Below are 22,558 nucleotides of genomic sequence, written 5' to 3'. Positions count from 1 at the left end.
GGTCTTGGTCATGGCAAAGGACAAGAAGAAATCCCCTAAGCGTAATGCTGCTGAAAACCTGAAACTGAAGAGCAAGGATTACCTTGAGCAACTGCGCACCCTGCACGTCGAACTGGTCAAGTTACAGGAGTGGGTAAAAGCCAAGGGCATCAAGCTCTGCATCGTCTTCGAGGGGCGCGATGGCGCTGGCAAGGGCGGGACGATTAAGGCGATCACCGAACGCGTCAGCCCGCGTGTCTTTCGGGTGGTGGCGCTGACGGCGCCGAGTGATCGAGAGAAAAGCCAGATGTATGTCCAGCGTTACTTGCCGTACCTGCCCGCGGCGGGCGAAGTGGTGATCTTCGATCGCAGTTGGTACAACCGCGCGGGCGTCGAGCGGGTGATGGGGTTCTGCACCAAAGAGCAGGTTGCCAATTTCCTGAAGACAACGCCGTTGGTGGAGCGTGCAATCGTCGATTCGGGTGTGATCCTGCTCAAATACTGGCTGGAAGTCAGCGAAGAGGAGCAGACCCGCCGGCTTGAGGAGCGCATCAAGGATGGACGAAAAACCTGGAAACTGACCCCCATGGACCTCAAGTCATACAGCCGCTGGTATGACTATTCACGTGCACGTGACGACATGTTCAAGGCGACTGACACCGATCATGCCCCATGGCTGGTGGCCAACTCGAACGACAAGCGGCGGGCCCGCCTTAACATCATCACCGATTTACTCAGTCGCATCCCGTACAAGGAAGTCGAACACGAGAAGGTGATATTGCCCAAGCGGCAGAAGCCAGGCGGCTATCGCGACCCGGATTATCCGCACCGGCGAGTGCCCGAAAAGTTCTGACGGGCACGTGTAAGCGAATCTGCGCTGTACACCTAAAGGCCACAGTTCTATGAGCGATTCGGATGCTTCGCCTCCCGTCCCGGAACCGGGCCGGATTGCACGCCGGGATACCGGCGACGATACCGGCTGGGGCCGCTGGCTTCCTGGACTTCGCACGCTGCGTGGGTACCAGATTGCCTGGTTGCGTCACGACATCATGGCCGGGCTGGTGCTCACCACGATGTTGGTCCCCGTCGGCATCGCTTACGCGGTGGCATCGGGCGTACCCGGCATCTATGGCCTCTACGCGACCATCGTTCCGCTACTCGCTTACGCATTGTTCGGGCCTAGCCGGATTCTGGTGCTGGGTCCGGATTCCTCACTGGCCGCCGTTATCCTCGCTGTCGTCTTGCCCCTGTCGGGCGGCGACCCGCATCGCGCCGTCGCCCTTGCGGGCATGATGGCGATCGTTTCAGGCGTCGTGTGCATCCTGGCGGGCATCATGCGTTTGGGCTTCATTACGGAGTTGCTGTCCAAGCCGATCCGCTACGGGTACATGAACGGCATCGCGCTGACCGTATTGATCAGTCAATTACCCAAAGTATTCGGTTTTTCGATTGAGTCCCACGGCCCGCTGAGAAACATATGGGCCATTGTCTCAGGGGTGATGGATGGAAAAACCAACTGGACCGCGTTCATGATCGGCGCCGCCACCTTGGTCGTGATCCTGCTGCTCAAAGGCAACAAGCGTGTGCCGAGCATCTTGATCGCAGTGGCAGGTGCAACCGTCGCCGTCGGTGTGCTGGACCTTGCCGCGCGCGCGGGAGTGTCGGTCCTCGGTGCTCTTCCACAAGGTTTACCTGCGTTCGCCATCCCCTGGATCACCCAGGCCGATATTGTCCCCGTGCTCATCGGCGGTTTTGCCGTGGCCCTGGTGTCGTTCGCCGACACTAGCGTGCTCTCTCGTGTCTATGCGGCACGGACCCGTACCTTCGTCGATCCGAACCAGGAGATGGCAGGGCTCGGTTTTGCCAATCTGGCGGCTGGATTTTTCCAGGGTTTTCCGGTCAGTAGCAGTTCTTCGCGCACCCCCGTGGCCGAAGCTGCCGGCGCCAAAACCCAGTTGACCGGGGTTGTCGGCGCGTTGGCCGTTGCCCTGCTGTTGCTGGTGGCGCCGAACCTGTTGCAGAGTTTGCCCAGCAGCGCACTGGCCGCGGTCGTGATCGCGTCGGCCATCGGCCTGATTGAAATCGCCGACCTGCGGCGCATTTATCGCATCCAGCGCTGGGAGTTCTGGTTGTCGATCGTCTGCACCGTCGGTGTGGCCGTGTTCGGTGCGATTGAGGGCATCGGGCTGGCCATCGTGATCGCCGTCATCGAATTTCTGTGGGATGGCTGGCGGCCGTATTCCGCGGTGCTGGGGCAAGCCAAGGGGGTCAAGGGTTACCACGACATCCAGCGTTATCCCGACGCGAGCCTTATCCCCGGCCTGGTGCTGTTTCGCTGGGATGCGCCGTTGTTTTTCGCCAACGCCGAACTGTTCAATGACCGAGTGCTCGACGCCGTGGCGTCGTCGCCTACGCCCGTGCGCTGGTTGGTCGTTGCGGCGGAACCCGTCACCAGTGTGGACGTGACCTCCGCCGACATGCTGGCTGAACTGGACGACACCTTGCACGCGGCGGGCATCAAGTTGCGCGTGGCCGAGATGAAGGACCCGGTCAAAGACAAGCTGAAGCGATTCGGGCTGTTCGCACGGCTTGGCGAATCGGCGTTCTTTCCAACCATAGACGATGCCGTCGACAGCTACCTCGTGATCCATCCGGTGGACGAGGCGCGCTGAGTGGCATTGGCGTCACTCAGCGACGGTCTTTCTCAGCATTATCCAGATTGACTGGATCGCCCGGTTTGACGCCGAGTTTGTCGCGAATATCCTCGAACATCGCGTCGTATTCTGTGTGCCCGCGCATGATGAGACTGGCATTGGCGGGCACGCCATGCTTGGCCGCAGCCTTTGCCACGCGGCTGGCAAAGTTGAAGGCCGTGTCGCGGTGCATATCGAACTCTTCGGTGAAGCTTTTACCTGATACCGCTCCGTCCATCTTGAAGTGCATCAGCATGCCTTCCTTGGGGTCGCGGCGGACTTCATAGAAGACATCAATGTTGTATTCCGGGACTCCGGGAGTGCCAGGAGCATTGGTACGGTTCAGGTGACCGGGCTTGAACATGGGTGGCTCCTTTTCGGGTGGATGGCTACCTTCTTGGAATCATGGAAATAGCATTAACAAAGCGTATTCCATAGCGTGGTGCTATCAATTTGCAGCAGCGCAAAATCCCCCCTTAGAGCTTAGGTGATTGCTTGGGGTTTTCTACCTTCAAGGTGCACGAAGAGAGAATCCGTACCAGAATGCACGAACCCATTCCGATTCTGGAGAACCATGATGATCAGCAAAAACACGATTTGTCTGTGGTACGACGGCACCGCGTTGGACGCTGCGACGTTCTACGCCGAAACGTTTCCCGACAGCGCTGTGGGAGCTGTCCTTCGCGCGCCCGGCGACTATCCGGCAGGCAAGCAGGGCGATGTCCTGACAGTCGAGTTCACGGTGATGGGCATCCCTTGTCTCGGACTGAACGGGGGCTCGGCGATCAAGCACAACCAGGCTTTTTCGTTCCAGGTGGCGACCGACGACCAAGCCGAAACGGACCGCTTGTGGAACGCGATTGTCGGAAATGGCGGCCACGAAAATGTATGCGGCTGGTGCCAGGACAAGTGGGGCGTGTCATGGCAGATCACCCCACGCGTTCTGACCGCTGCGATAACCAACCCTGATCAAGCAGCGGCCAAACGCGCGTTCGACGCCATGATGGAGATGGGAAAGATCGACATCGCTGCGATTGAAGCGGCTGTTAAGGGTTAACCAGCGCTGCTGGGTGTCGGGCACCGTTCTTGAGTGGCTACTGCGCTTTCCAGTGACCACCGCCCGACTCGCAATCAATTTTCGCCTGACTCAAATGCTCAGCGTCGTAGTAATACGTAGTGACCTGAGCATTGTTCGGAATACTCAGCGATGTGCTGCTCTTGTCCTTGCTGGTGGAGTGAGGATTGGCCAGTGATTCTTGCGTCAACGTCGCGATGCAAGTGGCCTGAGAATGATCGGCGCATTGTTCGACTTTTTTCTTGGTGCTGGTCAGCATGTCTTTGCTCTCGTTGCTGCAAGACCAATCAATGGAGCTCACCGGCATGCCTTCGTACTCATAGCAGCTATGCGTTTCGACCACCGGCACGGAAGGGCTTTGGGAGCGAGTCAGCACGTCACAGCCTTCAGCCATGACCAGGGTGGGACTCAGGCTGGCAAGCAGAAACAGCAGTCTACTGTTCATCGGGGTTTCCTCTCCAATGGCGCCTTGTTTGCTCAAAGATCAGCGCTGATAGAGTTTCGAAAACGCGATGAGGCGCTCGGTTCCATTGGTTTTTCAGATCCGCTGTGGAGGGGGCGCAAAAAGCGCAAGCCCGATGGTATGCTCGCCGCGCCACGCGCTGGCAATCCAGGGAACACTCTTTAAGGAAGGGGATGGCGGATGATCGATTTCAACAACAAAGGCTTTTTCAAACTCAAGCAAAACAACGAGTACGCGGAGCGAGTCACCGCGCTGCTGCTGGACGGCGAGCAGGTCATTGATGCCTATAAATCCATGCGCGACGGCGTGGTGTTTACCAATAAACGAATCATCGCGGTGAACGTGCAAGGCATCACCGGCAGCAAAAAAGACTTCACTTCGTTGCCTTACAAAAACATCGTCGCTTACTCCGTGGAAACCTCGGGCACCTTCGACCTGGATTCTGAGCTGGAAATCTACTTCTCGGCGCTGGGCAGAGTGAAGTTTGAGTTCACTGGGAGGACGTCGATGGTCGAGATTTCCAAACTCATCTCACAGTATCTGTTGGGCTGAGTTTTCAGGTTTCGTGACAGTTTTTCAGAGGTAACAATGGACGCATGGACACTGCATTGGCTGGAAGCCTCGGGGAGTCTTGCTGAACTTCGCTCCGATCTGATCGGCGAATTTGATGCCGCTTACAAGACCGTCTCCCGTCTGATGACGCCTCCGCGACTCGATGTGTTGATCCAGCGGCTCCCTGGCGAGACCATTCCTGAAATGGGCCTCGTGGGGCGAGCTTATCGAAGCACCATGTTCACGATGACCATCGATCCGGACAACCCGAGTTTGTTGCCAAGCCTGCGCACGGGCACGCTGCATCGACAAATCGTCCATGAGGTTCATCATTGCTTGCGCATGGCGGGGCCTGGCTATGGTTGGACGTTAGGTGAAGCCTTGGTCAGCGAGGGACTTGCCGGACAGTTTGTCCGGCATTTGCTCGGCAACCACCCAGAGCCTTGGGAGTGTGCCGTTACCGACGCCGATCTGCTTCGCTCCCCGGTAGACCTGAAGACCCTTGAGTCCACGCACTACAATCACAGCGAGTGGTTTTTCGGTGTTGGTGCGCATCCGAAATGGTTTGGCTATACGCTCGGTTATCAGATGGTTGGGCGCTGGCTTGCGTCAGTGGGCGAAATCGATGCTGCAACCTGGATCAACGTGCCTGCTCAAGATATTGTCGCCTCAGCGCTTGAGGAGGGATTTGTGTTGCGCTAACCCAACGACCGTTAAGGCATTCAAGCCTGGGAGCTGCGAGATGACTCAAACACTGGAACGCGCCATTGCCATCGCCGCCGCTGCGCATGAGGGGCAGGTCGACAAGGGCGGTAGCCCTTACATCCTGCATCCGCTAAAAGTCATGTTACGGGTCAACACGCTGGAAGAACGCATCGTCGCAGTGCTGCATGACGTGGTCGAAGACTGCAGCATCAGCCTTGATGACCTGCGCAAGGAAGGCTTCAGCGAAGCCGTTCTGACAGCCATCGAGTCGGTCACCAAAGTGCCGGGTGAGTCCTATGAAGCCTTCGTCGAACGCGCGGCGCAGAACCCGATAGGCCGGGTGGTGAAACTGGCGGACCTTGAAGAGAACAGCGACTTGTCGCGGATCGCGCAGCCGTTGTGGGAAGACCTGGAGCGCATTGAAAAGTATCGGCGGGCGATCGGCGTGTTGCGCTCCTGACGAGCCGAACAAATAGATCAATTGCGCCCCGCACTGTGTAGCAGCTGGCGAAGCCTGCGTTCGGCTGCGCAGCAGTCGTGAAACCTGAATACACGGTTTTCCTGAATCATCGCGTTGCCTGACATCACGACTGCTGCGCAGCCGAACGCAGGCTACGCCAGCTGCTACACAGTGCGTGTTGCGGCGCAAGTAACCGAGATTACTGCGCAATGAACCCGTGAATCGCTCGAATGGTCTGCGTTGGCGCTTTGCCCTCTCCCTGGCAGGAGAGGGCGGGTGCCAACCTTAGGTGTGATGAATTTCCCGATCCTTGGTTTCCGGCAGGAAGAACGTGCCAAGAATGGCCGTCATCACCGCGATGACAATCGGGTACCACAGCCCGTAATAGATATCACCCGTGGCCGCGACCATGGCAAACGCCACGGTGGGCAGAAAGCCGCCGAACCAGCCGTTGCCAATGTGGTAGGGCAGCGACATCGAGGTGTAGCGGATGCGCGCCGGGAACAGTTCCACCAGCCAGGCGGCGATCGGGCCGTAGACCATGGTCACGTAGATCACCAGGATGGTCAGGAGCAGCAGCACCATCGGGTAGTTGGTCTTGGCCGGGTCGGCTTTCTCGGGGTAGCCGGCGTCCTTGAGTGCGGTGCCGAGGGTGGCGGCGAAGGCGTCGTTCTTGACCTTGAAGTCGGCGCCCGGCATGCCGGTGCCCTCGAAGCCCTGGATCACCTTGTCGCCGATGCGCACCTGCGCGACGGAGCCCGGTTCGGCTTTCTCGTTCTTGTAGGGAATGGCCCGCTTTGCCAACACAGTCTTGGCGAGGTCGCAGGAGCTGGTGAATTTGGCCTTGCCCACCGGGTCGAACTGGAACGAACACTGGCCGGGATCGGCGACCACCGTGACCGGGTTCTTCTCCTGCGCGATGAACACGTCGGGGTTACCGTATTGGGTCAACGCATGGAAGATCGGGAAGTAGGTCACTGCCGCCAGGATGCAGCCGGCCATGATGATCCCCTTGCGGCCGATACGGTCGGACAGGCTGCCGAATATGACGAAGAACGGCGTGCCGATCAGCAGGGAGCCGGCAATCAACAGGTTGGCGGTCTGCGGGTCGATCTTCAGCGTCTGTAGCAGGAAGAACAGTGCGTAGAACTGCCCGGTGTACCAGACGACGGCCTGGCCGGCAGTGCCGCCGAGCAGGGCCATGATCACGATTTTGAGGTTGTCCCAGCGGGCGAAGGATTCGGTCAGCGGCGCCTTGGAGGACTTGCCTTCGGCTTTCATCTTCAAGAACACCGGCGACTCGCTGAGTTGCAAGCGGATGTACACCGAGACGATCAGCAGCAGGATCGACAGCAGGAACGGAATCCGCCAGCCCCAGGCCTCGAAAGCTTCGGTGCCGAGGATCGTGCGGCAGGCGAGGATCACCAGCAGCGAAAGGAACAGCCCAAGGGTCGCGGTGGTTTGAATCCACGAGGTGAAGTAGCCGCGTTTGCCTTTCGGCGCATGTTCCGCCACGTAGGTCGCCGCGCCGCCGTACTCACCGCCCAGGGCCAGGCCTTGCAACAGGCGCAGGCTGATCAGGATGATCGGCGCTGCCACGCCGATGGTCGCGTAGCCGGGCAGAAAGCCCACCACGGCGGTGGAGATACCCATGATCACGATGGTGATGAGAAAGGTGTGTTTGCGCCCGATCATGTCCCCCAATCGGCCGAACACGATGGCGCCGAAAGGGCGTACCGCGAAGCCCGCGGCGAACGCGAGCAGCGCGAAGATGAAGGACGTTGTCTCATTGACGCCGGCGAAGAAGTGCTTGGCGATGATCGCGGCGAGAGACCCATAAAGGTAGAAGTCGTACCACTCGAACACGGTGCCCAGGGACGAGGCGAAAATGACCTTGCGCTCCTCCTTGGTGATCCCGTGGTGGGGCGCGCTGCTCGTGGAAGTGTTGTCGATTGCGGCCATGAGTCTTCTCCGTCGTTCTTGTTATAGGCCGGAGTACCTCGTTACCTTTTTGCCGCACCCAGGCCCTGGGGCTGATGTCGTCGGATTACGGATTGCGCGAAGCATGCACACAGGCTGACGGCCTCGCATCGCTGCAAGGTTTCCTGAAGCATAATAGGCTTCGCGCAGATATCCACTCGCCATCACGCTCAACCCCGGGCTGATTCCCCAATGTGAGCCGCAAACCCGAATTCATCCGCCGCAATCTCATCGCGCAACGTCAGTTGCGGAATCTCATACGCCCCCGAATTCTGCGGACGAAACGCGATGGGCTGCGTAGTCCAAAGGTCATCCAGGCGCTGCCCAAGTGCGTCACACGTCGCTGAAAAGCGTGCGTCGTCCATTCGGCCAGTGCGATAGATCATGAACGGTGGCAGCACCTCGAAACCTGGGTAAAACAACACGCCGTGCTGGATCGGGAATAGCAGGTCGTCGATCGGACCGTTGATGCCTCTCGGGCTGTAATGAGACTCCCAGCCGCCGGCGGTCACGACCAGCATCGCTCGCTTGCCTGCCAGCGTGCCTTCCCCATAACGGTTGCCCCAGCGCGCGTCGGAATGTTCCCCCACGCCATAGGCGAAACCATAGGCGTAGACCCGCTCCACCCAGCCTTTGAGGATCGCCGGCATCGAAAACCACCACAGGGGAAATTGCAGAATCACCGCGTCCGCCCACATCAGCTTCTCCTGCTCACGCGCGATGTCGTGTTGTTGCAGGCCTTCTGCGTACGCACGCTTGGAGTCCAACGACGGATCGAAACGCGAGTCGCTGGGCCGGCCGATGCTGTCATCGGCATCCAGCGGGGCTTTCCAGTTCATCGCGTACAAGTCTGAAACCTGGACCTGGTGGCCGGCAGCTTCCAGCCGTTCGACGGTGAAATCTTTGAGCGAGCCGTTCAAGGACTTGGGTTCAGGGTGGGCATAAACGAGCAAAACATTCATCACTGAGTCTCCGGTGTCTGGAGGCTGCAGGATCGGACGTTGACCGGTATATTGGAAATGAATAACCAATATGCCAGGTATTGTCATGAATAATCTGCGGCGGCTGGACATCAACCTGTTGCTGACCCTTGATGTCCTGCTTTCGGAACACAACGTGACCCGCGCGGCGCACCGTCTGAATCTGTCGCAACCGTCGGTGAGTGTGCATCTGGCGAAGTTGCGCGATATTTTTGGCGATCCGCTGTTGCTGCCGGGCCCACGGGGCATGCGGCCCACCGGCCGCGCCGATGAATTGCGCGAACCGCTGCGCCAGGCACTGGAAGCACTGGAGCGCGCGGTGTCGCCGGCCGACGCTTTCAACCCGGCCGAGGCGAAACAGACGTGGAAGGTCATGGCGTCCGATTACGGCGAGTCGACCATCCTGTTGCCCGCATTGGCCGGGCTGCGTTCGGCAGCACCGGGCACGCGCCTGGCGGTGTTTGACCTAGTCCCGCCACGACTGGCCAAACAAGCGGAGCAGGGCGCCATCGATCTGGCCTTTCATACCAGCGAGGACTCGCCACCCGGTATGCATCGCCGGGCACTGTTTACCGAGCGCTATGTGCTGGTGGGACGTGCCGGCCATCCGCGTCTGCAAAAACGGCCGACGCTGGCGCAATTCTGCGAGCTAGATCATGTGATCGTGTCGCCGGATGGCGGCGGCTTTCACGGCACCACCGACAGGGCGCTCGCCGAAGTCGGGCTGACGCGCCGGGTCGTGCTGTCGGTTCCGCACTTCCTGTTTGTCCGCTCGGTGCTGGAGAGCACGGACCTGGTGGCGATGCTGCCCGCACGGCTGGTTCGAGACGTAAATGGGCTGGCGGTGCTCGAGCCGCCGCTGGAGGTGCCGGGTTACGAGATGAGCATGCTCTGGCCGGAGCGCTGTCATCGCGATCCGGCGCATCAATGGCTGCGAGCATTTATTGTGGGCGCGGTGTGAAGACTCACGTCTTGATCACGTACCCATAGGCTCGAATGCGATCACCTTCCTGTTTCAAGTACACGCCCTGGAGTTCCGGCGTGAAGCCGGGCAGTGAGTTGATGCCTTCCTCCAGCGCCAGGAAGTATTTAAGTACCGCACCGCCCCATATTTCCCCGGGCACCACGCAGAGCACGCCGGGTGGATAGGGAAGCGCACCTTCGGCAGCGATGCGACCCTCGGCGTCTGCCAGCGCCACCAGTTCGACGTTGCCACGGATGAATTCGAACTGTGCGGCCTGCGGGTTCATCGCCTTCTTCGGGAAGTGTTCCTTGCGGAACATTGCCTTCTGCAATTGCTGGACGTTATGGGTTCGGTAGAGGTCGTGCATCTCCTGGCAGAGTTGGCGAATGGTGTAGTTGCGATAGCGCTCCTGATGCTGCGCATAGATGGCCGGCAACACCCGGCTCATCGGCGCGTCATCACTGATGAAGCGTTCAAAGCGCGCGATCTGTGCGGCGAGATGAGTCATCTTCGCCCAGTCTTCGGCCGGGGTGAGCAGGAACAGAATCGAGTTCAGGTCGCACTTTTCCGGAACGATGCCATTCTCGCGCAGGAAGTTGGCAAGGATACCGGCATGGATGCCGAAGTCGGTGTAACTGCCATCGATCGGGTCGATACCGGGCGTTGTGAACAACAGCTTGCAGGGGTCGATGAAGTATTGCTTGTCGGCGTAACCGCCAAAGGCATGCCAGCGATCCTTCGGATGGAATTCGAAAAACCGGATGTCGTTGGCGATGTCCTCAGTCGGATGGTCCTGCCAGGGGCGCCCGTCAATGGTATCCGGCACGAAGGGGCGAACCAGGGTGCACGCTTCCAGAATCAACTTGCGCGCGTCGATGCCGAACTTCACACAGTCTTCCCACAGGCGCAGGCCACTGCGGCCGGAATGGATGCGCGCGTTCACATCCAGTGAGGCAAACAGCGGGTAAAACGGGCTGGTAGACGCTTGGGCCATGAAGGCGTTGTTCAGCTGCGCATGGTTGCAATAACGGGCCTGGCCCTTGATATGGCGATCTTTCTTGTGGATCTGCGACGCCTGGGAAAACCCTGCCTGCTGTTTGTGCACCGATTGGGTGACAAAGATCCCGGGGTCGTTCTCGTGCAGATCCAGCAGCAGCGGCGAGCAATCCTTCATCATCGGGATGAACTGTTCGTAGCCCACCCACGCCGAGTCAAACAGGATGTAGTCGCACAGTTTGCCGATGCGATCGACGACTTGTCTGGCGTTGTAGATGGTGCCGTCATAGGTCCCCAGCTGAATGATCGCCAGGCGAAACGGCCGTGGCAGCTCGGCCTTGTCCGGTGCGACTTCGCTGATGAGTTCGCGCAGGTAATCTTCTTCGAAACAATGGGCGTCAATCCCGCCGATAAAACCATAAGGGTTGCGCGCGGTTTCCAGGTAAACCGGGGTAGCCCCCGCCTGGATCAACGCACCTTGGTGATTGGATTTGTGGTTGTTGCGGTCGAACAGCACCAGGTCGCCAGGCGTGAGCAACGCGTTGGTGACCACCTTGTTGGAGGCCGAGGTGCCGTTGAGTACGAAGTAGGTCTTGTCGGCGTTGAACACCTGCGCCGCGTGTTTTTGCGCCAGAAGTGCCGGGCCTTCATGGATCAGCAGGTCGCCGAGCTTGACGTCGGCGTTGCACATGTCGGCGCGAAACAGGGTCTCGCCGAAGAAGTCGAAGAACTGCCGGCCAGCCGGGTGTTTACGGAAAAACTGGCCGCCCTGGTGGCCCGGGCAGGCGAACGTCGCGTTGGCCGATTCGGTGTAGTGCTTGAGCGCGTCGAAGAACGGCGGCAGGAGACTTTCTTCATAGGCTTTTGCCGCGGTCTCCAATTGATTGCCATGGTATTCGGCGTTGTTGCGCGAGGGGTCAAAAATGCCATTCACCTGAAGCAGAACATCCTGCAGGTGTTTGTAGACGTCCCGGGCGCGGTTGCCGGAACCGGGGGAGGCGACGAGAAATATGGGGATATCGAAACCGGTACGTTGCAGGACGTCCAGGGCGCCCGCCATCACATCCTCCACAGAGAACACCGCAACCGCGACGTCGGTGTAGTCGGTTTGATTGAGCGGAATCACTTCTCGGGAGGTCTGGAAACAATCGAACGCGGAATCACTGGCGGCTATTTTCAGGGTTTTCATGCGAGGAATCTCCTAGCGGACAGTCACTTGTCGGCTTTTTTTCAAGAGATCAATTTAGCGAGGGAGCCTTCAAGGTTCCCTGATCCAAATCATGTCGACACTGGTTATAGACCATGTTTGGCAAGGCTTATGGCTTTTCTGCCGGCGTTCCCCAAGTACCGCGGCGCTCGACCCCCTCTGATGCGCTAACCCCTTGGTTTCCGCTGATCAGGCGTGGCCTAACGCAATCGCGAACGAGACCACGATCATGCAGGCAAAGGCAAAGTTTAGATTCATGAAGTTTTCATCCAAAACATTTTTGATGGCGCCATCTTGAATAGGTCACAAACAAATAAAAAATTCGGCTTCATGATATGAATCATCGAAACAATTGATAGCCGGCTGGTTTGTGTTTATCTCGCGCTTTGGCTAGTCTCGCACAAACACGCAGTTACGCGCAAAAACGGGCAAAAACGGGCAAAAGCATGCACGACTCACACTCAGCCGCCGAGCTCCCTTATCTGCGTCGGCAAAAAATTCTATTGATCCTGGAACGTGATGGCAAGGTCATGGCCAGTGAGCTGAGCCAGCATTTCGCGGTGTCCGAAGACACCATTCGCCGTGACCTGGCGGAGCTGGCCAGCGCCGGGCTGGTGCAGCGGGTGCACGGCGGGGCGCTGCCGCGGCCCAAGGATACCGGCAAGGATTATTTCACCCGCGTCAGCGAAACCGATGAGGTGAAAACACACCTGGCACAACTCGCCGCACGCCAGGTGCACAACGGCCAGATTGTGATTTTCGATTCGGGGAGCACGACGCTGCAGATCGCCCGTTCTCTACCGTCGGACATTTCCATCACGGCCGTCACCGCCTCGCCGATGATCGCGATCACCCTGGCCGAATACAAAGGCATCACGGTGATTCTGGCCGGCGGACAACTCAACCCTGCGACCATGTCGGCCAGCGGACATGAAACCCTGAGGCTGATCGAGGGCATCAAGGCTGATCTGCTGTTCACCGGGGTCTGCGCGATTCACCCGGAAGTCGGCATCAGCTCCCTGCATTTCGACGAGGTGCCGGTCAAACAGGCGATGCTCGCCAGCGCCTCCCATGTCGTTGCTGTCACTACCGCCGACAAACTGGGGGCGGTGGAGCCGTTCGTGGTTGCGCCGTGTCAGCGCATTCATACCCTGATCACCGAGCGTCATGTGGCGTCGGGCAATGTCGAGGACTATCAGAAGCTCGGGATCGAGGTGGTGCAGGTGGAGGCGTGAAGCGCCATGCAATGAGCCTGCTGTGGGCGGAAGTAAGGAGCGTACTGACTCAAACGCCGAACTCACCCCAACACATAGTCGACGGGTTCCAGAACCGGGGGAAGCTGCGTTGCACCCAGCGCCGCCAGGACATCACGTTCGATGTTGCGCACCATTGCATCGGTAGGCAGGTCGTTTTCATCGCGGCCGAACGGGTCCTCCAGCTCATCGCCAATCGCATCCAGACCGAAAAAGGTATAGCTGACGATGGCGGTGAAAACCGGTGTCAGCCAGCCCAGTGGTTCGGCCATCGCGAAGGGCAGCAAAATGCAGAAGAGGTAGATGGTTCTGTGCAGCAACAGGGTGTAGGGGAAGGGCAGTGGCGTGTGTTTGATTCGTTCACAGACCGCCTGGGACCGGGTCAGACTTGTCAGGTGGTTGGCCATTAGCGTGTAGCGCCACTCACTGATTACCCCTGACTCGCCAAGTGCTGAACACTGTTGGCCGACCTGGATCAGAATGCGCCCACTGATGTCAGGTGCGTTGCCCTTCGGCATCGGCTCAAGCCAGTCGCAACCCGCGTCCAGTTCATTTTCCGCGCGCAACTTGGCGTTCAGCGCATGGGCGAAACCGCAGAGGTTGCGCAGGATCTTCTGCCGCTCTTTCGCGTCCTTGATGACCTGGGTTTCACGAATCATCGAACGGATCGCGACCATCATTTCGCCCCAGGCTTTACGCGCTTCGTACCAGCGGTCATAGCAGGCGTTGTTGCGAAAGCTCATGAAAATAGAAAGGGACAAGCCCAGCAACGTGAAGGGCGTCGCGTTGACCTTTGCAAAGTAGCTGGGGTGCATTGTTTCGACGAGCACGATGGCGGAGGCCAGCAGCGTCACCATCAGGCTACGTAACGCAATTCGCTTGGCAATCGAGCCCTTGAGCGCAATCAGGATGTTGATCAGGTTGGGTTTGGGTCTGACGATCATGGTGTTCTGCCTGCGCAGGAGTCCATTGTTAATGGCTATTGCGCTGTTTACGGAGTTGGTTAGCGCAGGCTAAAAGCAACTTGGCGGGACGTCCAATCACTATGGATGACCAAGTGATCGACAGAATCTATGACGGGTTTTTACTGTCCGGAGCCCAACAGTGAGTTCCGGGTTTGTGCCTGCAAAAAAACGGGCGTTACTGCGCCCCGAACATCGCCGTCCAGTAAATCCCCGGATCACTCTTCGGATCAACCGCATAGGCCGCGCCCATCTCCCGGTAATTTGGGTTCATCAGGTTCGCGCAGTGACCGGCGCTGGACACCCAGCCATCGACCACCTTGCGCACGGTGTCTTGGCCGGCAGCGATGGTCTCGCCGACCTGCCCGCCGCTGTAGCCTGCCAGCTCAGCCCGATCACCCGGCATGCGGCCATCGCGGTCCTTGTGATCGAAGTAATTGTTGTTGGCCATCGACCGGGCGTGCTCCTCGGCCGCCGTCGCCAGTGCGGCGTTCCAGGCCAGTGGCGTGGCGGCGGCAAAGGATTGCGTGCCGCACTGGCGCGGCTGACTGCGTGCGATGTTGAGTTCGGCCAACAGCTTCTGACCTTCCGACTGCCAGTCGCCCAGGCGACCGCTCAACAGTGGACGCGCCAGCACGATGCGCCACTCGCGGTCCTGGTGGCTGACGCCGACATCGACGAATTGCGGGTCCAGCACGATCTGGCAAAAACTTTCCTGAATAGCTTTCATCGCCGACGGCGCATCGCGCGGCCCGGACAGGCTGATCGCCTGTACGTTCTTCATCGGATAACCCGCGCTGGCCATTGCCTGCTGCAGATTGCCGACGCTGTTGGCGTTCAGCGCCAGACGTGGATCACCGGCCAGCGGTGGCAGTTCCTGCGATACCTGACCCGCGCAGCGCTGCACCTGGCTGCGGTAGAGGTTGATCGAATCAATCAGTTGTTTCTCGTCGGCCGCCAACGCATTCATGGCGAACAACATCCCCAGTGACAACGTGGCAAGACGCATAGCAGATGATATGAAGCGCATGGAAATCCCCTTGAGCTGACTGCGCCCATCATGCGCGATTTCACCCCCGCGAGCGCAATGACTTTTCATGCCCGAAGACAGTTTTTTTGTCCGTCTGTTGGAATGAATTTTGGCAACTACAATCAAGCAAAGTCGCCAGTGTGGCGTGCTTCCGGTTCCGTCAGAAAGGTCGATCATGCGAGTTGTCTGGATAGCCACCTGCTTCGCAATAACCCTTCTTGCCGGCCACGCCATCGCGTCTGAACAGGAGCAAAAAAAGGAAGTGGCTGAGGACAAGGCCGAGGTCCTTGAGCAGAAAGCCGCGGAGAAGGGCGCCGATGTGCCGGTGCCCAAGTCCGAAACCATCACCACATCCGAGGCTCAGGCGGTCGATCCGGCCGGTCAGTCGCCTATGGACGATGCAATCACCTGCCTGGCCCGCTCCATCTATTGGGAATCCAAAGGCAAATCGTCCGCCGACATGGAAGCCGTCGCCAGCGTCGTCATGAACCGCCTGGGCCATGAGGGCTTTCCGGACACGGTATGCGCCGTGGTCAAGCAGGGCTCTGAAACCAAAAATTGTCAGTTTTCGTGGTGGTGTGATGGACGCTCGGATCAGGTCCAGGAAGAAACCCAATACGCGATTGCCAAGGAAATCGCACGCAAGGCGCTCAACAAGCAACTGAACGACCGAACCCACGGCGCGATGTATTTCCACGACAGGAAAGTGAAACCCGCTTGGGCCAGGAAATACATCAAGACCACCGAGACTTCGATGTTTCTTTTTTACAAGCCGCGTGGTGGGACGGCGAAGTAGGGACGTTCGCATGAGCGAGGTCCACGCCATCCTCAAAGCCTATGGCTTCAAGCTCGGGAATCCGGGCGTCTATTGATAGTGTCGATCCAGATAGTTGAGGCGAAAGTAAATCGTCGGTGGTGTGACAGTCGAGAGCGCTGGGGGAGCTGGATATCCCGGAACGTTTGGAGGTGTTACATGAGCCAATATCAACGACTCTTTCTGATAACCGGTCCAGGCATGCGTCACACCCCGGCGTTGGAGCGCGCTGTCGCCATTGCCGAAGCCACTGGCGCAGCGTTGCACATCACGGTGTTTATCGAAGACTCCAGCCTCTTGGGTTTGATGAGCGCCGGTGCGCGTTTTCGTGAGGTCTGTCAGCAAGAAAACGAAAAGTGCCTGAAGACTGTGGATTCAACCGGTCGACGCAACACAACTAAATTCTGTGTAAGCAGAAGGAGTGTTGCAGATGAAGCATTTCTCATTACTGCTCAAGCATCAAGCTACGCCAAATGATCATCGGCTTTTCTACAGGCGCGACTTCCGGTTGCAACTGCTCCTGTGTGTGCCTGTTGTGCGGTGGCTGCTCCTCTGGTTCAGGCGCTGGAGTCTGATACTTGGCGGCATGCACGTTATCTACTGACATTTTTTGTAGTGCGCTTATTTGATTGTTATGGTGACTTTGCCTTTTGATCTGCCCTGCTCGACGTACCGCAACGCCTCGGCAGTCGATTCAAAAGGGAAGGAACGATCGATGACCGGTTTGATGACGCCAGCCTCGATAAGCGAGGTGATTTTTTGCAGTTGCATCCCGTCGGCACGCATAAACAAAAATGCATAGTTCACCCCGTGCTTGCGGGCTTTTCTGCGAATACCGCTGCTCAGCAGGCGCATGACTTGCCCCAGCACCCAGGACAAGCCTTGCTCTTGGGCAAACTGCGCGGTCGGCGGCCCCGAAAGGGAAATGAGCTGTCCGCCAGGCTTGAGAACCTTGACCGATTTCTCCAGTACATCGGCACCGAGGCTGTTCAACACCACGTCGAAATCGCGCAACTCGTTTGCAAAATCCTGCTGTTTGTAATCGATGACCACATCCGCCCCGAGTGCTTTCACCCATTCGACATTCGCCGTGCTGGTGGTGGTCGCAACGAAGGCGCCAAGGTGTTTGGCGAGCTGGATGGCAAGCGTGCCGACACCGCCGGATCCGGCATGAATCAACACCTTCTGGCCTTTTTTCACCTGGGCGGTCTCAACCAGCGCCTGCCAGGCCGTCAAGACGGCCAAGGGGATGGAAGCCGCTTCGGCCATGTCGAGATTCGAGGGTTTCAGCGCGAGCGCGTTTTCGTTCACGGCGATCAGTTCAGCAAACGTCCCGATCCGTGCCTCGGGAGGACGTGCATAGACTTCGTCTCCTGGCTTGAATCGCTTCACCGCCGAACCCGTGCGAACGACCACTCCAGCCAGGTCATTGCCCAATACCAATGGAAATGTATAGGGCAGGATCAGTTTGAATTCCCCGGTTCTGATCTTCGAGTCCAACGGGTTCACGCTCGTTGCATGCACCTGGATCAGAACGTCATGCACACCGACCGCAGGGTCGGGCACTTCGCCAATCATTCCGTTCTGCTTGCCGTAGCGGTCGATAAAAAATGCCTTCATGTTGCAGCTGCTCTTGTCGGTGGAATGAGAATGGGGCGCGGCCCCGGCAACGTTGATGCGATGAGACGTGCAGGCGGTCAGGCGTCGAGGAACGCCAAAGCCTTGGCCACGAAATCGGTAGGGTGCTGGAAAATGCTGCCGTGCCCGGCGTCCGGGTAAATGATCAGTTGCGCGTTGGGGATTCGCTTTGCCAGCTCAATCGAGTTAACAGTGGGCACCATGATGTCGTTGTCCCCGTTGGCTATCAGCGTCGGCATCCGCAGGCGACCGAGTTCTTGCGGCGCCTGCTTGCCCCACGCAGTAATGGCTTTCAATTGCCGTAAAAACGCGCGGGGTGTCGGGCCTTTGTCCCGGTCTTGCCGGCGCTCTTTCAATCGTTGTAAATACTCGGACGCGGCGCGTTGTCCGTTGGCCGTGGTGGTAAAGAACAGGTAGAACTTGGGATCTCGTAGCGTCAGCAAACCTTTGATCATTAATGGCCAGGTCACCGAACCGACGCTGTCGATGCCTGTGCCACCGGCCGGTCCGGTTCCGGTGAGGATCAGCCTGCGCACGCGTTCGGGAGCTTTCAGGGCGATGTCTTGAGCGACGAAGCCGCCGAGTGAAAAGCCGAGCAGGTCCACCTTGTCAAAACCCAGCGCACGAATCAGGCCGATGGCATCGTCAGCCATCTCACCAACGGTCAATGGCGCGGCGCCGCCCGAGCCACCGATACCGCGGTAATCAGTAGTGATGACACGCCGGTTTTTTGCCAGACCGTCGATGATCCTGGGGTCAAAGTTATCCAACACTGCCCCCCAATGGTTGAACATGACCAGCGGGACCTCCGTCCTGGGCCCCAGGTCACGATAAGCGAAGGGTATCCCGCCAATCAGAACCGACTGGTTCGCCGCGTTGATAAATGACGACTGCGAACCCGGGTGATTGCTTATAACCATATGGGTCATGTTTACTCCGTCCGATTGCGAGGCGAGGCCGACCTGCTCGACATGGGTCAGACTTGAGTCAAATAACGTTCAGCCACGGCGGACTGCCTGATCTGCGACAAAAGACCCTGACGCGCAGTTTGCAGGGCATCCCAGCGCTCGCCTTCATGCAGCGGAGGAATGGTCACCGGTTCGCGACGGTCGAAGCCAACCAGTGCGGCATCGACCAGATCATCCACTTCCATGATTTCGCTCAAGGTGTTGATATCGATACCGGCGCGATCCCAAATCTCCGTGCGGGTGGCGGCGGGCAGTACGGCTTGCACATAAACACCCTGAGGCAAAAGTTCCAGGCTCAGGCCTTGGGAAAGGAACAGCACAAACGCCTTGGTCGCCCCATAGACCGACATGCCGAACTCAGGCGCCAGACCCACCACCGAACCGATGTTGATGATCGCGCCTTCACCTGCTTTGGCCAGGCGTGGCGCGATGGCGCTGGCGAGCCGCACCAGCGCGGTGGTGTTGAGGGCCACCAGGTGCGCAACGCTGTCGGTGCTTTGCTCGATGAAGTTGCCGGACTGTGCGGCGCCGGCATTGTTGACGAGGATGCCGATGCGCGCGTCATCCCGCAGGCGCGCTTCGACGGTGTGCAGGTCGCTGAGTTGAGTCAGGTCGGCCTGAAGCACTTCAACGGCGACGTTGTGTTCGCCACGCAGCTTTGCGGCGAGCGTTTCCAGGCGCGAGTGGTCGCGGGCGACCAACACCAGATCATGCCCACGTTGGGCGAAACGCTCGGCGTAAACCGCGCCGATGCCGGTGGAAGCGCCAGTGATGAGAACGGTAGGGTGAGTAGTCATGATGTCAGCTCTTTATCAGGAACATGGAGTGGGATTGATGCACGAGTAAAACCAGGCTCGATCAGTCAGTGCCTAGTTCGCGGCAGCGCTTGATTCGGCAAGCGTCGGGTAGTCGATGTATCCCGCCGCACCGCCGCCGTAGAGCGTGGAGGGGTCGAAGGCAGACAGTGGCGCACCGGTCTTGAGCCGCTCCACCAGATCAGGGTTGCCGATAAAAGGGCGGCCAAAGGCGATCAGGTTGGCCTTGTCATCCGCAAGGCGTGCCGTGGCCAGGTCCAGGTCATAGCCGTTGTTGGCGATGTAAGTGTTCTTGAAGCGCTGGCGCAAGGCGTCGAAATCAAAGGGCGCCACGTCGCGTGGCCCACCGGTCGCGCCTTCGACGATGTGCAGATAAACGATGTCCAGAGTATTGAGTTGGTCGACGATGTAATCGAACTGAGCCTGTGGATCACTGCTCGATACACCATTGGCCGGCGAGACGGGCGAAAGACGAATGCCCGTGCGATCAGCACCAATCTCGGCGGCCACCGCGGCCGTCACTTCCAGCAGCAGGCGCGCACGGTTTGCGATCGAGCCGCCGTAGGCATCAGTACGCAGGTTGGCGCCGTGATCCAGCAAATAGCCGTTTGCACCGTGGATTTCCACGCCGTCGAAGCCTGCCGCAATGGCGTTTGCCGCCGCTTGGCGGAAATCGTTGACGATGCCCGGCAGTTCGTCAGTCTCCAGCGCTCGCGGCTCGGAAACGTCCTCGAAGCGATTGTTTACGAACACCTTGGTCGCAGGACGAAGCGCGGAAGGGGCTACCGGCGCCGCGCCGTGCTGTTGCAGATCGACGTGGGAAACACGGCCCACATGCCACAGTTGCAGGAAAATTCTCCCGCCTTTGGCGTGAACGGCATCGGTCACCTTGCGCCATCCCTCTATCTGAGCCGGTGTGTAAATGCCTGGCGTGTCCTGATAGCCCTGTCCCTGCTGCGAGATCTGCGAGGCTTCGGAAATCAGCAAGCCCGCGCTGGCTCGCTGGCTGTAATAGGCAGCAGCAAACTCACTCGGCACAAAGCCTTTGCCTGCGCGATTGCGCGTCAGCGGGGCGAGAACCACGCGGTTTGACAGCGTCAGGGTGCCAAGCGTGTAGGGGGTAAACAGATTCAGGTCGCTCATGGGTGTTTGTTCCGTGCCCGTTGGTAAATGGTCATATCGCTTACGATTAGGATGATGATCGAAATCTAAACTGTCAACGGTTTTGATTATGGTCAGCATCTATGTATCATCAGCCGATGAATTTTCAGCGGTAGCGAGGTATCGAACATGCGAGTGTCCAAGGCTCAGGCCCAGGCAAATCGGGAGCACATCGTCGAAACGGCCTCAGTCGTGTTTCGCGAGCGCGGTTTTGACGGTGTCGGCGTGGCTGACCTGATGGCCGCCGCCGGTTTCACCCATGGCGGTTTCTACAAACATTTCGGTTCGAAGGCTGACCTGATGGCCGAAGCCTCGGCCAACAGTCTTGCGCAGTCACTGGCCAGCGCCGAAGCATTGAGCGTGAAGGATTTCATCGATGTGTATGTGTCCAGGGATCATCGCGACGGGCGCGCCACGGGTTGCACCATGGCGGCGTTGTGCGGTGACGCGGCGCGTCAGTCAGGCGATTTGAAGTCGGCATTCGCTGAAGGCATCGAGCGCACGTTGCAAACGCTCGGCGAAAAATACCCGACCGGGCCGGATGCGGTGCCGGGTGAGGCGAGGGTGAAAATGATCGACCTGCTTGCGCGCGCGGTCGGCGCGATCATGTTATCGCGCGCCTGTCCTGACGACTCGGCGCTGGCCGATGAAATTCTGGCGGCGTGTCACGCGCAAATGACCGCATCATTATCTATTCAATCGTAGATTCAGTCGTAGAGGGTCCATGCCTTGTCGAAGAACGCTTTGGTCGGGCCGTATAACCGCAGAATCACGAAGTAACCTTCGCCCGGCAGGGTTTTGATCCAGTTTTTACCGGCGCCTGGTGAGTTCGGGCCGAAATGCACGTCGATTGAGCCGTCGGTGTTGGTGACGGGTTTGTCTATGGTATTCAGCGACGGGAACGGCTGGCCGTTATCCAGGCCTGATGCCGTGATCGAGTCATACGCCGTCACCGACCAGAACAGTGCCGCCGGAATGCCTTTGGGCAGGTTCAGCGAGTAGCTGTTGCTGCCGGACAGGAATTGGCCTTTGGCATCGACGAAGGTGGCCGGGTACTTGGCGCCGACGTTTTCCATGTTCACCGCCATGCCCGTGCTGGCCGAGTAGGCATTGGTGAAGAAACCGGTGCGCGGGTCGATGTAATTGAAGGTGTCGGCGGTGAACGTCGCATTGCCGGGGAATACGTTCAACCACTTGCGATCCGGATACCAGGTGCCATTGGCGACAATGGTTTGCGGTGTGTAGGAAATGGCATGGCCGATCTTGCTTGCGGTTTTCGCTGCCTTGTCGAGCAGGTCGCGGGTGGCAGGCTCTGGTTTGAACGGTTTGCCTTTGACGATACCCAGTGCGGCGAGCATGCCGCGCATTTCCATGTCTTGCGGGTCAACGTATTCGTGGCCGATGAACCGCGACAGCATGTCGAACGCGCTGCCATCGGTGGGGTAGAGCATGTTGACCGGAGTTTTCGAGGCATTGGGAAACGCCATCGCTTTGGCCGTGGCCTGTTTGCCCAGCGGATAGATGCGCGTCTGCTCCATGACCGCGACCGGAGCCTCCAGTTGTTTCGGGTCCTTGAAGAATCCGCGCCAGAACACGAACACGCCGTAAGTGCGCGAGCGGTAAGTCAGATAGCCCGGCGGTACCTCACCCTTGTAGTCCGGTGGCAGCACCAGATACTTGGCACCCTTGCCTTTGTCCGGTCCCGGCAGCCCGACATCACCACACCACTGGCGACCTTCGATCTGGCCCTCGGAGCAGATCGGCCGCTGGAAGAAGTCATCGAGAATGCCCTGCAAACCTGGCGGGACTTCGATCACCATCGGGCTGTCCTGCTTGAGAAAATAAATCAGTCCCCTTTTTCCT

22 protein-coding genes and 1 pseudogene are annotated in these 22,558 nt (G+C 58.8%); 11 read left to right on the top strand and 12 right to left on the bottom strand.

From position 1 onward, the window contains the following. Positions 1-10: 10 nt before the first annotated feature. Positions 11-832 (top strand): polyphosphate kinase 2, encoded by an 822-nt coding sequence (gene ppk2 / locus ASC74_RS25680; protein ID WP_056745127.1) that lies wholly within the window; start codon positions 11-13, stop codon positions 830-832. Between the two features lie 49 nt (positions 833-881). Next, a complete protein-coding gene (locus tag ASC74_RS25675) occupies positions 882-2,651 on the top strand; it encodes a SulP family inorganic anion transporter (protein WP_056745125.1) in 1,770 nt (589 codons plus the stop codon). Between the two features lie 16 nt (positions 2,652-2,667). Here ASC74_RS25675 and ASC74_RS25670 read toward each other — a convergent pair whose 3' ends face one another. Next, positions 2,668-3,036 (bottom strand): DUF5064 family protein, encoded by a 369-nt coding sequence (locus tag ASC74_RS25670; protein ID WP_046049310.1) that lies wholly within the window; start codon positions 3,034-3,036, stop codon positions 2,668-2,670. A gap of 213 nt (positions 3,037-3,249) precedes the next feature. Between ASC74_RS25670 and ASC74_RS25665 the strand changes: the two genes are divergently transcribed. Next, positions 3,250-3,729, top strand: a complete 480-nt coding sequence (locus ASC74_RS25665; protein ID WP_056745123.1) for a VOC family protein — start codon at positions 3,250-3,252, stop codon at positions 3,727-3,729. Between the two features lie 37 nt (positions 3,730-3,766). On the opposite strand, the gene ASC74_RS25660 is transcribed toward ASC74_RS25665, so the two are convergent. After that, positions 3,767-4,192, bottom strand: coding sequence for a hypothetical protein (locus ASC74_RS25660; protein WP_056745121.1), 426 nt, complete (start codon positions 4,190-4,192; stop codon positions 3,767-3,769). A gap of 198 nt (positions 4,193-4,390) precedes the next feature. On the opposite strand from ASC74_RS25660, the gene ASC74_RS25655 reads away from it, so the two are divergent. From ASC74_RS25655 to ASC74_RS25645, 3 genes are read left to right on the top strand one after another with little or no spacing between them, the layout of a single operon-like run. Continuing rightward, on the top strand, positions 4,391-4,762 hold the full coding sequence (locus tag ASC74_RS25655; protein ID WP_056745119.1) for a PH domain-containing protein: 372 nt from the start codon (positions 4,391-4,393) through the stop codon (positions 4,760-4,762). 36 nt (positions 4,763-4,798) lie between these two features. Further along, a complete protein-coding gene (locus tag ASC74_RS25650) occupies positions 4,799-5,464 on the top strand; it encodes a DUF2268 domain-containing putative Zn-dependent protease (protein WP_056745117.1) in 666 nt (221 codons plus the stop codon). Between the two features lie 40 nt (positions 5,465-5,504). After that, on the top strand, positions 5,505-5,927 hold the full coding sequence (locus tag ASC74_RS25645; RefSeq protein ID WP_056745115.1) for an HD domain-containing protein: 423 nt from the start codon (positions 5,505-5,507) through the stop codon (positions 5,925-5,927). A 285-nt stretch (positions 5,928-6,212) separates the two neighbouring features. Here the strand turns inward: ASC74_RS25645 and ASC74_RS25640 are convergent, their stop codons facing one another. Then, the gene (locus ASC74_RS25640) at positions 6,213-7,889 is read right to left on the bottom strand and encodes an MFS transporter (RefSeq protein WP_056745113.1); all 1,677 of its coding nucleotides are present in this window, start codon (positions 7,887-7,889) and stop codon (positions 6,213-6,215) included. Between the two features lie 188 nt (positions 7,890-8,077). Continuing rightward, complete coding sequence (locus ASC74_RS25635; protein WP_056745112.1) at positions 8,078-8,869, bottom strand: NAD(P)H-dependent oxidoreductase; 792 nt, start codon at positions 8,867-8,869, stop codon at positions 8,078-8,080. 85 nt (positions 8,870-8,954) lie between these two features. Between ASC74_RS25635 and ASC74_RS25630 the strand changes: the two genes are divergently transcribed. Then, positions 8,955-9,848, top strand: a complete 894-nt coding sequence (locus tag ASC74_RS25630; protein WP_056745444.1) for a LysR family transcriptional regulator — start codon at positions 8,955-8,957, stop codon at positions 9,846-9,848. A 4-nt stretch (positions 9,849-9,852) separates the two neighbouring features. On the opposite strand, the gene speF is transcribed toward ASC74_RS25630, so the two are convergent. Continuing rightward, positions 9,853-12,036 (bottom strand): ornithine decarboxylase SpeF, encoded by a 2,184-nt coding sequence (gene speF, locus ASC74_RS25625; protein WP_056745110.1) that lies wholly within the window; start codon positions 12,034-12,036, stop codon positions 9,853-9,855. Positions 12,037-12,500: 464 nt separating this feature from the next. On the opposite strand from speF, the gene ASC74_RS25620 reads away from it, so the two are divergent. Next, on the top strand, positions 12,501-13,289 hold the full coding sequence (locus ASC74_RS25620) for a DeoR/GlpR family DNA-binding transcription regulator (RefSeq protein ID WP_056745109.1): 789 nt from the start codon (positions 12,501-12,503) through the stop codon (positions 13,287-13,289). Between the two features lie 62 nt (positions 13,290-13,351). On the opposite strand, the gene ASC74_RS25615 is transcribed toward ASC74_RS25620, so the two are convergent. Next, positions 13,352-14,251 (bottom strand): bestrophin family protein, encoded by a 900-nt coding sequence (locus ASC74_RS25615; protein WP_056745107.1) that lies wholly within the window; start codon positions 14,249-14,251, stop codon positions 13,352-13,354. A gap of 196 nt (positions 14,252-14,447) precedes the next feature. Then, complete coding sequence (locus ASC74_RS25610) at positions 14,448-15,299, bottom strand: CAP domain-containing protein (RefSeq protein WP_056745441.1); 852 nt, start codon at positions 15,297-15,299, stop codon at positions 14,448-14,450. A 175-nt stretch (positions 15,300-15,474) separates the two neighbouring features. On the opposite strand from ASC74_RS25610, the gene ASC74_RS25605 reads away from it, so the two are divergent. Together ASC74_RS25605 and ASC74_RS31430 are read left to right on the top strand one after the other, a co-directional pair. Continuing rightward, positions 15,475-16,095, top strand: coding sequence for a cell wall hydrolase (locus ASC74_RS25605; protein ID WP_056745105.1), 621 nt, complete (start codon positions 15,475-15,477; stop codon positions 16,093-16,095). A 177-nt stretch (positions 16,096-16,272) separates the two neighbouring features. Continuing rightward, positions 16,273-16,479, top strand: a pseudogene (locus ASC74_RS31430) (universal stress protein); the annotation flags it as partial. Between the two features lie 255 nt (positions 16,480-16,734). On the opposite strand, the gene ASC74_RS25600 reads toward ASC74_RS31430, so the two are convergent. The 4 genes from ASC74_RS25600 to ASC74_RS25585 form a co-directional block, all read right to left on the bottom strand. Beyond that, positions 16,735-17,733, bottom strand: coding sequence for an NADP-dependent oxidoreductase (locus ASC74_RS25600; RefSeq protein WP_056745103.1), 999 nt, complete (start codon positions 17,731-17,733; stop codon positions 16,735-16,737). Between the two features lie 77 nt (positions 17,734-17,810). Then, a complete protein-coding gene (locus tag ASC74_RS25595) occupies positions 17,811-18,680 on the bottom strand; it encodes an alpha/beta fold hydrolase (protein WP_056745101.1) in 870 nt (289 codons plus the stop codon). A 47-nt stretch (positions 18,681-18,727) separates the two neighbouring features. Further along, positions 18,728-19,516 (bottom strand): SDR family NAD(P)-dependent oxidoreductase, encoded by a 789-nt coding sequence (locus tag ASC74_RS25590; RefSeq protein WP_056745099.1) that lies wholly within the window; start codon positions 19,514-19,516, stop codon positions 18,728-18,730. Positions 19,517-19,588: 72 nt separating this feature from the next. Next, positions 19,589-20,677: an alkene reductase gene (locus ASC74_RS25585; protein WP_056745097.1), complete on the bottom strand. Its 1,089-nt coding sequence runs from the start codon at positions 20,675-20,677 to the stop codon at positions 19,589-19,591. A gap of 147 nt (positions 20,678-20,824) precedes the next feature. Between ASC74_RS25585 and ASC74_RS25580 the strand changes: the two genes are divergently transcribed. After that, the gene (locus ASC74_RS25580; protein WP_056745095.1) at positions 20,825-21,400 is read left to right on the top strand and encodes a TetR/AcrR family transcriptional regulator; all 576 of its coding nucleotides are present in this window, start codon (positions 20,825-20,827) and stop codon (positions 21,398-21,400) included. A gap of 2 nt (positions 21,401-21,402) precedes the next feature. On the opposite strand, the gene ASC74_RS25575 is transcribed toward ASC74_RS25580, so the two are convergent. Next, positions 21,403-22,515 carry a DUF1214 domain-containing protein gene (locus ASC74_RS25575; RefSeq protein ID WP_236713345.1) on the bottom strand — a complete coding sequence of 371 codons (1,113 nt, stop codon included), beginning with the start codon at positions 22,513-22,515 and terminating at the stop codon, positions 21,403-21,405. Between the last annotated feature and the right edge of the window lie 43 nt (positions 22,516-22,558).

Origin of the sequence: Pseudomonas sp. Root329 (assembly GCF_001424925.1) — a bacterium.
Lineage (GTDB): Bacteria > Pseudomonadota > Gammaproteobacteria > Pseudomonadales > Pseudomonadaceae > Aquipseudomonas > Aquipseudomonas arabinosi.
The sequence above is the reverse complement of the archived record's forward strand: the minus strand, read 5'-3'. Positions and strand labels throughout refer to the sequence as shown.